The 11,847-nt window shown below is 70.8% G+C and carries 10 protein-coding genes; 6 read left to right on the forward strand and 4 right to left on the reverse strand.

Going from position 1 to position 11,847, the window contains the following annotated elements; translation table 11 throughout:
• Nucleotides 1–174: 174 nt before the first annotated feature.
• Both DK427_RS01895 and DK427_RS01900 read right to left on the reverse strand, forming a co-directional pair.
• Nucleotides 175–849 (reverse strand): class I SAM-dependent methyltransferase, encoded by a 675-nt coding sequence (locus DK427_RS01895; protein WP_109949779.1) that lies wholly within the window; start codon nucleotides 847–849, stop codon nucleotides 175–177.
• On the reverse strand, nucleotides 846–1,997 hold the full coding sequence (locus DK427_RS01900) for a glycosyltransferase family 4 protein (RefSeq protein WP_109949780.1): 1,152 nt from the start codon (nucleotides 1,995–1,997) through the stop codon (nucleotides 846–848). Before DK427_RS01900 ends, DK427_RS01895 begins: the two co-directional genes overlap by 4 nt.
• 143 nt (nucleotides 1,998–2,140) lie before the next feature.
• Between DK427_RS01900 and DK427_RS01905 the strand changes: the two genes are divergently transcribed.
• The gene (locus DK427_RS01905) at nucleotides 2,141–3,367 is read left to right on the forward strand and encodes a DNA topoisomerase IB (protein ID WP_109949781.1); all 1,227 of its coding nucleotides are present in this window, start codon (nucleotides 2,141–2,143) and stop codon (nucleotides 3,365–3,367) included.
• Nucleotides 3,368–3,380: 13 nt separating this feature from the next.
• On the opposite strand, the gene DK427_RS01910 is transcribed toward DK427_RS01905, so the two are convergent.
• Nucleotides 3,381–5,303, reverse strand: a complete 1,923-nt coding sequence (locus DK427_RS01910) for a putative bifunctional diguanylate cyclase/phosphodiesterase (RefSeq protein ID WP_245930926.1) — start codon at nucleotides 5,301–5,303, stop codon at nucleotides 3,381–3,383.
• Nucleotides 5,304–5,695: 392 nt separating this feature from the next.
• Complete coding sequence (locus DK427_RS01915) at nucleotides 5,696–6,430, reverse strand: class I SAM-dependent methyltransferase (protein WP_109949782.1); 735 nt, start codon at nucleotides 6,428–6,430, stop codon at nucleotides 5,696–5,698.
• 172 nt (nucleotides 6,431–6,602) lie between these two features.
• On the opposite strand from DK427_RS01915, the gene gloB reads away from it, so the two are divergent.
• The 5 genes from gloB (at nucleotide 6,603) to sucD (ending at nucleotide 11,835) form a co-directional block, all read left to right on the forward strand.
• The gene (gene gloB, locus DK427_RS01920) at nucleotides 6,603–7,373 is read left to right on the forward strand and encodes a hydroxyacylglutathione hydrolase (protein WP_109949783.1); all 771 of its coding nucleotides are present in this window, start codon (nucleotides 6,603–6,605) and stop codon (nucleotides 7,371–7,373) included.
• A gap of 359 nt (nucleotides 7,374–7,732) precedes the next feature.
• Nucleotides 7,733–8,308, forward strand: a complete 576-nt coding sequence (locus DK427_RS01925) for a TetR family transcriptional regulator (protein ID WP_066921490.1) — start codon at nucleotides 7,733–7,735, stop codon at nucleotides 8,306–8,308.
• A 383-nt stretch (nucleotides 8,309–8,691) separates the two neighbouring features.
• The gene (gene mdh, locus DK427_RS01930) at nucleotides 8,692–9,654 is read left to right on the forward strand and encodes a malate dehydrogenase (RefSeq protein ID WP_109949784.1); all 963 of its coding nucleotides are present in this window, start codon (nucleotides 8,692–8,694) and stop codon (nucleotides 9,652–9,654) included.
• Between the two features lie 95 nt (nucleotides 9,655–9,749).
• On the forward strand, nucleotides 9,750–10,946 hold the full coding sequence (sucC, locus tag DK427_RS01935) for an ADP-forming succinate--CoA ligase subunit beta (protein ID WP_109949785.1): 1,197 nt from the start codon (nucleotides 9,750–9,752) through the stop codon (nucleotides 10,944–10,946).
• A gap of 4 nt (nucleotides 10,947–10,950) precedes the next feature.
• A complete protein-coding gene (gene sucD / locus DK427_RS01940) occupies nucleotides 10,951–11,835 on the forward strand; it encodes a succinate--CoA ligase subunit alpha (protein WP_109949786.1) in 885 nt (294 codons plus the stop codon).
• The last annotated feature ends 12 nt before the right edge of the window (nucleotides 11,836–11,847 follow it).

Raw genomic sequence — 11,847 nt, forward strand, 5'->3', positions numbered from 1 at the left:
GGGCTTGAGGGCTGCGGCGGCCGGCGCGGGGCGCCCGTCGCGAGGAGCGGGCTTCGACCGCGCAAGGACCGGGCCGTCCGACACCACGCACAGTGCCAGATGGTTCTGGCCGCGGCGTTAAGCCAGATGGTTCACGCTCCGAAACCGGAGATCTGTCCAGCAGCGCTGGCGAAATCACGAAGACGCGACGCGAAAGCGCCAGACATGGCTCTCCTTGATCTCCGCATCCTCCAGTGCCCGCGTCACCGGGACGCGGTAGCTCGCGAGCCGGTCGAGGCGCTCCCGCGGCAGGTAGGAGCGGCCCGGATCACCCACGAGCACGCGGGTGCCGCGCGCCGCGAGGCCCGCCAGCCAATCGGCAACGCGGGCGGCGAGGTCGCGCTCGTAGAAGATGTCGGCGGCCAGAACGAGGTCGGCCTCCGGGCGGCTGCCGATCAGGTCCTCCGCGCTCGCCGAAACCCGCTCCGCCACGCCGTTCGCCGCGGCGTTCAACGCGATCGCCGGCAGGGCGAAGGGGTCGAGGTCGCTCGCCAGGACCTGCACCGCCCCGGCCCGCGCCGCGGCGATCGCGCAGAGCCCGGAACCCGAGGCGAAGTCGAGCACGCGGGCGCCCGCGCAGAGATCCGGATTGTCGAGCAGGTAGCGGGCGAGCGCCTGGCCCCCCGCCCAGGCGAAGGCCCAGAAGGGTGGCGGCAGGCCGATCGCCTCCAGCTCCTCCTCGGTCTTCTGCCAGAGTTCGGTCGCCTCGTCGGCGACGTGGAGCCGGATCTCGGGCGCGTGCGGCACCGGACGCAGGGCCGTGTGCGCCCGGATGAACGCCTCCGCGCTCTCCGGGGTGAGGCGGCTCATGCCAGGAGCTCGCGGTAGATCGCGCAGACGGCGGCGGTCACCGCCGCCTCGGTGAAGCCGCCGTCGCGGATGCGGACGCGGGCGGCCTCGCCGAGAGCCGCGACGAGGCCGGGATCGGCCGCGAGACGGGCGAGCGCGCCCGCCAGCGCCTCGGGATCGTCGGGCGGCACGACCATCCCCTCGATCCCGTCGCGCACGAGGTCGCGGCAGCCCGGCACGTCGGTGGTGACGAGCGCACGCCCGCAGGCGGCGGCCTCTAGGAGCGTGCGCGGCAGGCCCTCGCCGCCGCGCGAGGGCAGGCAGGCGACGTGGGAGGCGGCATAGACGCCCGCGACGTCGCGGCTCTGGCCCTCCCAGGTGACGCCGTCCCGGCTCCAGCCGCGCAGCGTCTCCTCGGGGATCGCGCGCCGGTTGGATGCGTCGGGCGCCCCGTGGAGGGAGAGTTCGACGGGCACGCCGCGCCCGCGCGCGAGGCGGACCGCCTCGACGGCGACGTCGACCCCCTTCGACCAGAGCATGCGGGCGGCGAGCGCCGCCCGGAGCGGCGGCTGCGGCGGCAGCGGCGCGGATGCGTAGGCGGCGGGATCGACGCCCGCCCCGCCGACGACCGTCACCGCCGTGTCGGCCGGGTCGAGCCCGAGGGCGCGGGCATCGTCCGGGTTCTCGAACAGGAAGCGGGTGCGGCGCGAGGCCAGAGCTCCCCGGATCAGGTGGCGCAGAGCCGTGCGGGCGAGCCCGCCGACCCGGTCCTGGCGCGCGCCGATCAGGCCGAGGCCGGTCAGCGCGTAGACGCGGGCCGGCACGTTCGCCATCGCGGCCGCGGTGCCGCCGACGAGGATCGCCCGCAGCGCGATGCAGTGCACGATGTCGGCCTTCAGCGCCTTCAGGATCGCGGCGAGCTGGCCCGCGGCGTAGCCCGCCGCCATCGGGTTGAGGCTGGAGCGCTCGGCCTCCAGCGGCACCACCCGCGCGCCCGTCGCCTCGATGGCCGCGCGGTGCGCGCGTACCCGCGTCACCACCGCGACCGAGAGGCCCATCGCCACGGCCGCGCGGGCGAGCGGCAGGAAGTGCGAGGCAAAGAACCAGTCCTCGGTGACCACGAAGACGAGGCTGCGCATCGGCGCGGGGGCGAGGTTCGGGACGTCCATGCAGGGCCTGTAGCACGCCCCGCGAGGCACCGTACCAGGGCCCGCGAGGCCGTGCGGCAAGCCCCTGCGGCCGATGGGTGCGCTCCGGAACGGGGCCCCGCACGCCTCGGTTGTCGGCATACCAGTTCGAGGGAGTGCATCCGATGGCTGAGCCGGCCTGCGACACCAGCGTGGTGGATCCGCGCGACGCCGCCGCGGAGGCCGGCCTCGCCTACGTGGACGACGGCCGGCCCGGCCTGACGCGCCGGAAGAGCGGCAAGGGATTCAGCTACCGCGACGCTCGAGGCGAGCCGGTGCGCGACCGGGCGACCCTGGAGCGCATCCGCAAGCTCGCGATCCCGCCGGCCTACACCGACGTCTGGATCTGCCCGCGCGCCAACGGCCACATCCAGGCCACGGGCCGCGACGCCAAGGGGCGCAAGCAGTACCGCTACCACCCCGACTTCCGGGCCGCGCGGGAATCCACGAAGTTCAGCCGGATCATGGCCTTCGCCGAGGCGCTGCCGGGCATCCGCCAGCGGGTGGATGCCGACATGCGCCGCACCGGCCTGCCTCGCGAGAAGGTGCTGGCCACCGTGGTCCACCTCCTCGAGACCACGCTGATCCGCGTCGGCAACGACGACTACGCCCGCACCAACAAGAGCTACGGGCTGACCACCCTGCGCGACCCGCACGTCAAGGTCGCGGGCGCCGAGATGACGTTCCGCTTCAAGGGCAAGAGCGGCAAGACCTGGGACCTCTCCGTGCGGGACCGGCGCGTGGCCCGGATCGTCAAGGCCTGCCAGGACCTGCCGGGCCAGGAGCTGTTCCAGTATCTCGACGACGACGGCGCGCGGCGCGACGTCACCTCGCAGGACGTGAACGCCTACCTGCGCGAGATCACCGGCCAGGATTTCACCGCCAAGGATTTCCGCACCTGGGCCGGCACGGTGCTGGCCGCCCTGGCGCTCAGGGAGTTCGAGGCCTTCGACAGCCAGGCCAAGGCCAAGACCAACGTGCGGGCGGCGATCGAGGGTGTTGCGGCGCGGCTCGGCAACACGCCGACCATCTGCCGCAAGTGCTACATCCACCCGCAGGTGCTCGACTGCTACCTCGAGGGCGGCCTGCTGCTCCAGGTGAAGGAGGCGGTCGAGACCGAGCTGGCGGAGGATCTGGCCGCGCTCCGGCCCGAGGAGGCGGCGGTGCTCACGCTCCTGCGCCAGCGGCTGGAGACCGCCCCGCCCGTCGAGCCGAAGCGGCGATCGGCGCGGAACAAGGGTGGTCGGAAGGCCGGGGGCGGCGGCAACGCGGCCCGCCGGACGAAGCCGGCGGCCGGCAAGCCCCGCGGCCGCGCCGGCTCGGCGGAGTCCGGGCTCCAAGCGGCGTCCTGAAGGCCTTAGCGCCTCACGCCCTCAGGCGCTGCGCCCCTTCCTCGCGGCGGAGCCGGCCGAGGACGTCGCCGATCGGCATCGGCCTGCCGATGAGGTAGCCCTGGACGTAGCGGCACCCGTAGCGCTGGGCCGCCTCCAGCTGCTCGACGGTCTCGACTCCCTCCGCGATCCCGTCGAGGCCGAGGTTCTGGCAGAGGTTCAGGATGGTGGAGACCAGGCTGCGGCCGAGATCCGTGCCGATGTCGGCCATGAAGCTGCGGTCGATCTTGATCTTGTCCAACGGCAGGCGGTGAACGTAGCCGAGGCTCGAGTAGCCGGTCCCGAAATCGTCCAGGGCGATCTTGACACCCAGGGAGCGCAGCGCCGTGATCGCCTCCTTCGCCTGGTCGAAGTCGCGCATCAGGGCGGTTTCGGTGAGTTCCAGCGTCAGCCGGCGCGGGTCGAGGCCGCTGCCGCGGACCGCGGCGAGGATCGCCACCACGGTCTCGGGAGAAGCGAGGTCGTGGGCCGAGAGGTTGAAGGACAGGCCGACCGTCGGCGGCAGCCGCGCGCAATCGGCAAGCGCCTTGCGCAGCAGCAGCAGGGTCACGGTGTGGATCATGCCGCAGCGCTCCGCCGCGGCGATGAAGCGGTCCGGCGAGACCGGGCCGAGGACCGGACTGGTCCAGCGCGCCAGCCCCTCGACCATCGCGATCGCGCCCGTCCGGGTGTCCAGGATCGGCTGATAGTGCAAGGTCATCTCGGCGGCGAGATCGGCCGTGCGCAGGGCCGCCTCCACCGCCCGCTCGGTCCGGATCGCGTCCTCGTGCACCTGAGAGAAGAGCGTCGTCGCGCCGCGCCTGTGCTCCTTCGAGTGGTAGAGCGCGTAGTCGGCGTGGTCGAACAGGGCGTCGGCCTCGCGTCCGGCTCCCCGGCATACCGCCAGGCCCCCGGAACATCCGGTCTCGGCGAGGATGCTGCCGATGCGGATCGGCCTCTGCAGGTCGGCGCAGATGACGTCGCAGAAGGCGACGACCTCTGCGTCGGAGCCGGGATCGCGCACGAGCACGCCGAACTCGTCCCCGCCGAGCCGCGTGACGACGACGTCGGCGCTCGCGAAGGCCGCGAGGCGCCGGCCCGTCTCCGCCAGTACTTGGTCGCCGACGGTGTGACCGTAGGTGTCGTTGATCGGCTTGAAGCGGTCGAGGTCGAAGATCGCCAGCGCGAAGCGCGCGTCCCGTCCGGCGGAACCCTCGATCAGGTCGCCGAGCCGCTGAAGGAAGTAGCGCCGGTTGGGCAGACCGGTCAGGCTGTCGGTGTGCGCGAGCCGGGCGTTCTCCTCCGAGAGCCGACAGGCCTCGGCCTGGGAGGCGACGAGTTGGACGAAGGCGCGGAAGTTGTTGGCCAGCACGCGCACCATCACCGCCGTCACCAGGACGCTGTTGACCGCGATGGCCAGGAAGACGCGGTTCTGGCTCGTGACGCAGCAGACCAGGAAGACGCCCATGACGATGCCCGTCACGATGAAGGCCGCGGCCGGCAGGTGGGTCAGGCAGAAGATGCAGGCGATGACCGTGATGGCCACGAAGAACGCCACGTGGCCCTGCTCGTAGGGCCCGCCGTAGCTGTTCAGGACCATCGCCCAGCCCACGAAGGCGATGGAGAAGATGGCCGTCAGCACGGTGGATCGGTGGAGCTGACGGCCCGCCTCGACCTCGCTCATCTCCTCGGGGCGCATGCGCCACCAATGCACTGCGCGGGCGGCGCAGAGCGTGCTCAACGCGCCCGGTAGCACGGGCGTCAGCACGAGGGGGGCCAAGGAAAAGTGCGTCGCGGCGAGTGCGCAGGCGTTGACGGCGAGCAGCCCGTAGAGCGTCGGCATCTGCTTGCGCAGCTCCACGAGCTGGCGCACCGCCGACAGACCCTCCGCAGGGCCGGCCAGAGCCATCGTCAGCATCGCGTAGAGGCGGGTCGAGAGGCGCATGGCTTCCAGCATTGCTCGCCCTGAAACCATAACGTAGATTTATTAAAGACCGCTTGCGCCCGGCTAAGGCTCCTCAGATCTGCGGCGCGATCGTTCCGATATGCGCGCGAAGTCGAGCATACCCGCCCCGCCGTTCTACAGTGGAACGTAGTTCCGCGCTTCGAAACGGCTCGCACATCGGCGTGCGAAGCGCTCTCGATGCCTGGACGCGCCCCACGAGAGCAGACGCCAGCCTTCCAAAATCATAGTGCGACAGCGCGACACGGTGGTGCGCCCCGCCGCCTCCCCTGCCCGCTCCTCCTCCGGCCGCCACGTCCGCGGCCGCTCGCGGGCCTCCGATGCCGTCCCGGCGATCCAGCACGGCCTCACCCTGGCGAGGGCGCGGGCACCAGCACCCGGGCCGGAGCGAGGCGGCGGGCGCGGCGCACCTGCTGCACCGCGATCGGTCGGTAGAGCTGCTTCGTGGCATCGACCACGTGCAGCCCCGCGAAGGGCAAGGCGAGGCCGGTGCCCAGCCGCTCCCAGGCAGGGCCGGTCTGCAGCATCAGGCGCGAGCGCACCGGCGGCATGTAGAGCGTCTCGGCCCAGGCCTCCGGCGAGAACAGCGTGTCGCGCATCAGCCGGCCGAGCTGCGAGCGGCTGTAGGGCTGGCCGTGGCCGAAGGGCGTCGCCTCGCGCCGGGCCCAAACGCCGCGGCGGTTCGGCACCACCAGGATCATCCGCCCGCCCGGCGTCAGCGTGCGCCAGACCTCCTGCAGCAGCTCCGTCGGGCTCTCCACCGACTCGAGGGCGTGGACGAGGATCACCCGGTCCACTGACGCCTCGGGCAGCGGCATCATGGTGGGATCGGCCAGCGCCGAGCAGGAGCGCCCGGTGCCCGGCCAGTTCACCACCCCCTGCGTCGCCGGCATGAAGGCCAGCGTCCGCTCGGCGATGCAGTGGACCGGCCCGAGATAGGGCGTCGCGTAGCCGATCCCGAGCACCCGCAGGCCGGAGACCGAGCCGAGGAAGGCGTGCACTGTCCGCCCCACGACGCGGTGCGTCACCTGGCCCAGCGGCGTGGCGTAGAAGGCCCGCAGGTCGGTGACGTCGAGGCGCATGGTCGGTCGCGGCGGAACTCAGGGCGCGCTTGGGGAGGCGCGCGGACGCGACGCCTTCAATGGGGGCCCGGCGACGCGACGACAAGCGGCGCGGCCGTCCCGGGGGCGCGGAACAGGCCGGTTCCGGTTACGGTTCTGTCCCACGACCGAGCGCCGCCACCCGGAGGAGACCATGAGCGCCGCCGAGACCCGCACCTTCCTCTGCCGCAGCGACAATATCGGGGTGCTGATCCGCGATCCCCGCACGGGCGCCTGCGCGGCGATCGACGTGCCGGAGGCGGCACCCGTGCTGCGCGCCCTCGACGAGACCGGCTGGCGGCTCACCGACATCCTCGTCACCCACCGGCACGGCGACCACATCGAGGGCATCCCGGAGGTGCGCCGCGCCACCGGCGCCCGTCTCACCGCCCCGGAGAAGGCGCGCGAGGCCGTGCCCGACGCCGACGCCTACGTGCGGGAGGGCGACCGGGTCCGGGTGGGCGATCTGGAGGCGGAGGTCTGGGAGACGCCGGGCCACTGCCTCGACCACGTCGCCTACTGGTTCTCGGGGGCCGAGATCGTGTTCGCGGGCGACACCCTGTTCACCCTCGGCTGCGGCCGCGTGATGGAGAGCCCACCCGAGACCCTGTGGCGCTCGCTCCAGCGCTTCGAGGTGCTGCCCGACGCCACGCAGGTGTTCAGCGGTCACGACTACGTAATCTCCAACGCCCGCTTCGCGCTCGCCGCGGAGCCCGACAACGCGGCCCTGCAGGCCCGCGCGGCCGAAGCCGAGCGGGCGAAGGCGGAGGGGCGCTTCCTCGTGCCCTCGACCATGGGCGTTGAACGGGACACCAACCCCTTCCTTCGGGCGCGCGAGCCGGCGCTCGCGCGCGCCGTCGATCTGCCTTCAGGCGATTCGACCGCGGTCTTCGTCGCACTGCGGGCGTGGAAGAACCGCTTCTAGACGAGCTACAACAAGAAAAATTTGTTGCGTTCACAAACCAAAATGAACATAGGACATCGGAAGGGGGGAGCGCTGCACCCTCCGAACTGCCTCCCAGGGGGGAGACTACAAGGTTCACGGAAGCGTCGGAACGCTTCCCGGTCAGATGGGGGTCCGTCTCGCCCTACCACCTTTCCTCTTCACGCCTGCCTCTTCCCTTCGTCCAACCGGATTCGGACCTGACCTCCGGCACCTCGTCCGAGGCGCCTGGCCGGATCTCGCGGACCGAGGGCGACGACCCGCAGGCGGTACGGGCCGAGAGCCGGGCGGGACGCCCGGCGCCGGGTCTCCGCAACCGCCCGGCCCCCGTCTCCGCCGACGTGCGCCTGCTCGGGATCGCTACCGAGCATCTCGCAAGACTCGGTCCGAAACGCGTGACGGTGGTCGCGGTGGCGGCGGAAGCCGGCATGACGCACGCCAACGTCTACCGCTATTTCCCGTCGAAGGACGCGCTGCTCGACGCTGTGGCGGGGCGCTGGCTGCGCGACATCGAGGCGCATCTGGCAGGCATCGCCGATGCGCCGGACCCGGCCGACGACAAGATCGAGCGCCTACTCACCGCGCTCGCAACCTTGCAGCGCGATGCGCTGGCGAGCGAGCCGAACCTGTTCGCCGTCCATCTCGACGCCACCGTCGCGGCTCGGCCGATCGCCCGGCGCCACCGGGTGCGCCTGCGCAGCCTCGTCGAGCGGGTGGTCGAGGAGGGCCTGATTGCCGGCACCTTCTCGGCGCGCGACAGGGAGCGGGCGATCGCCTACATCTTCGACGCCAGCTACCGCTTCACGCACCCCCTGGCGATCCAGCACGACGCCGACGTGCCGCGCGACCTCGTCGAGGCCCGCTTCGGAGCCGTGATCCATGCGATCCAGCGGGTGCTGCGCGCGGGCGTGCTCTGAGCCTCGATTCGAGCCGAGCAACGTGTGACGGGGGCCGCGGATCGAAAGATCCGCGGCCCTTCGCATTTGGGTCGGATCGACCCGCCGCAGAAGACGAAATGACAGATTTTAAATCCTGTCATCGGAGCTTTGCCGCCGAAGCCTCTGCCGCGATGCAGCAATAAACTGCTCAGCCGGAAGGATTTTTTCAAGCTGCTTCCCATGTCGTCCAGCGCCCGCTTCTGGCCCGATGCCTGCTTGCCCGACCTTGGTCGGGTTGAAGCAGGGGTGCTTTTCCGCCACACAGCCGCCCGGACAAGACCGGTGCAGCCAGCGCGAGGCGCGGCGCGCCGACCCAATGCTTCACCCTGTCGAACCAGGCACAGCAGAGGTTTTATCGCATCATGGCACGCAGCAAGATCGCGCTCATCGGCGCCGGCCAGATCGGCGGCACGCTCGCCCACCTCGCGGGCCTGAAGGAGCTCGGCGACGTCGTTCTGTTCGACATCGCGGACGGCGTGCCCCAGGGCAAGGGTCTCGACATCGCCGAGTCCGCGCCGGTCGACGGCTTCGACGCCAAGTATTCCGGCGCCAGCGACTACGCGGCGATTGAGGGCGCGGACGTGGTAATCGTGACCGCCGGCGTGCCGCGCAAGCCCGGCATGAGCCGCGACGACCTCATCGGCATCAACCTCAAGGTGATGGAGGCGGTCGGCAACGGCATCAAGCAGTACGCCCCGAACGCCTTCGTCATCTGCATCACCAACCCGCTCGACGCGATGGTTTGGGCGCTCCAGAAGTTCTCGGGCCTGCCGGCCAACAAGATCGTCGGCATGGCGGGCGTGCTCGACTCCGCCCGCTTCCGTCACTTCCTGGCCGACGAGTTCAAGGTCTCGGTCGAGGACGTCACCGCCTTCGTGCTCGGCGGCCACGGCGACGACATGGTCCCGCTGGTGCGCTACTCGACGGTGGCCGGCGTGCCGCTGACCGATCTGGTCAAGCTCGGCTGGACCACCCAGGAGAAGCTCGACGCCATGGTCGAGCGCACCCGCAAGGGCGGCGGCGAGATCGTCAACCTCCTGAAGACCGGCTCGGCCTTCTACGCCCCGGCGGCCTCGGCCATCGCGATGGCCGAGAGCTACCTCAAGGACAAGAAGCGGGTCCTGCCCTGCGCCGCCCACCTGTCGGGCCAGTACGGCATCGACGGCCTGTTCATCGGCGTGCCGATCGTGATCGGCGAGAACGGCGTCGAGCGCGTGCTCGAGGTCGAGTTCAACGCCGACGAGAAGGCGATGTTCGACAAGTCGGTCGCCTCCGTGAAGGGCCTGATCGAGGCCTGCAAGTCCATCAACGGCGCGCTCGCCTGAGCCGTTCGCGTGCGGCGCCGGCCTCTGGTATGCCAGCGCCGCGCGTGCCCTGACCGGGACTCTCAAGCCCAGCGGTGGACGCGAGGAGGACGCCTATGAACATCCACGAATATCAAGCCAAGGGAGTGCTGCGCGAGTTCGGCCTGCCGGTCTCGCGCGGTGTCGCGATCTTCAAGCCCGAGGAGGCGGCCGCTGCCGCCGACGAACTCGGCGGCCCGGTCTGGGTGGTGAAGAGCCAGATCCACGCGGGTGGCCGCGGCAAGGGCACCTTCAAGGGCGCGCCGGCCGGCGCCAAGGGCGGCGTGCGCGTCACCAAGTCGAAGGACGAGGTGGTGCAGTTCGCCCGCGAGATGCTGGGCCAGACGCTGGTGACCGTGCAGACCGGCGAGGCCGGCAAGCAGGTCAACCGCCTCTACATCGAGGAAGGCGCGCAGATTGCGGCCGAGTTCTACCTGTCGATGCTCGTCGACCGCGAGACCGGGCAGGTCGCCTTCGTGGTCTCGACCGAGGGTGGCATGGACATCGAGCAGGTCGCCCACGACACCCCTGAGAAGATCGTCACCTTCTCGGTCGATCCGGCCACCGGCATCATGCCCCATCACGGCCGCGCGGTCGCCAAGGCGCTCGGCCTCTCGGGCGCGCAGGCCAAGGAAGCCGGCGAGCTGACGGAAAAGCTCTACCGGGCCTTCACGGCCAAGGACATGAGCATGCTGGAGATCAACCCGCTGGTGCTCACCGGCGACGGCCATCTCAAGTGCCTCGACGCCAAGATCTCCTTCGACTCGAACGCCCTCTACCGCCACCCGGACATCGTCGCGCTCCGCGACGAGACCGAGGAGGACGCCAAGGAGATCGAGGCCTCGAAGTACGACCTCGCCTACATCGCGCTCGACGGCACGATCGGCTGCATGGTCAACGGCGCCGGCCTCGCGATGGCGACGCTCGACATCATCAAGCTCTACGGCGAGGAGCCGGCGAACTTCCTCGATGTCGGCGGCGGCGCCTCGGAGGAGAAGGTCACGGCGGCCTTCAAGATCATCACCGCCGACCCGCAGGTGAAGGGCATCCTCGTCAACATCTTCGGCGGGATCATGAAGTGCGACGTCATCGCCCGCGGCGTGATCGCGGCGGTGAAGGCGGTGGGCCTGGAAGTGCCGCTGGTGGTGCGCCTGGAGGGCACCAACGTCGAGGAGGGCAAGGAGATCATCCGCTCGTCCGGCCTCAACGTCATCCCGGCGGACGACCTCGACGACGCCGCCCAGAAGATCGTCGCCGCGGTGAAGGGAGCCTGATCCGATGTCCGTCATGATCGACGCCAACACCAAGGTCATCTGCCAGGGCTTCACCGGCAAGAACGGCACCTTCCACTCCGAGCAGGCCATCGCCTACGGCACCAAGATGGTCGGCGGCACCTCGCCGGGCAAAGGCGGCTCGCAGCATCTGGGTCTCCCGGTGTTCGATACGGTCGCCGAAGCGCGTGAGAAGACCGGAGCCGACGCCTCCGTCGTCTACGTGCCGCCGCCGGGCGCGGCCGACGCCATCTGCGAGGCGATCGCGGCCGAGATCCCGCTCATCGTCTGCATCACGGAGGGCATCCCGGTGCTCGACATGGTGCGGGTGAAGCGCGCGCTCGTGGGCTCGAAGTCGCGCCTCGTCGGCCCGAACTGCCCCGGCATCGTCACCGCGGGCGCGTCGAAGATCGGCATCATGCCGGCCAACATCTTCCGTCCCGGCTCGGTCGGCATCGTGTCGCGCTCCGGTACGCTGACCTACGAGGCGGTGTTCCAGACCACGAACGCGGGCCTCGGCCAGACGACCGCGGTCGGCATCGGCGGCGACCCCGTGAAGGGCACCGAGTTCATCGACGTGCTGGAGCTGTTCCTCTCCGACCCGAAGACCGAGTCGATCGTGATGATCGGCGAGATCGGCGGCTCGGCCGAGGAGGAGGCCGCGCAGTTCCTCAAGGACGAGGCCAAGCGCGGGCGCAAGAAGCCCATGGTCGGCTTCATCGCCGGCCGCACGGCGCCTCCGGGCCGCCGGATGGGCCATGCCGGCGCGATCATCTCGGGCGGCAAGGGCGGCGCCGAGGACAAGATCGCCGCGATGGAGGAGGCGGGCATCCGCGTCTCTCCGTCCCCGGCCCGCCTCGGCTCGACGCTGGTCGAGGTGCTGAAGGGCTAGGACGCTGCCTTG

The sequence above is a fragment of the Methylobacterium radiodurans genome, from assembly GCF_003173735.1.
GTDB lineage: Bacteria > Pseudomonadota > Alphaproteobacteria > Rhizobiales > Beijerinckiaceae > Methylobacterium > Methylobacterium radiodurans.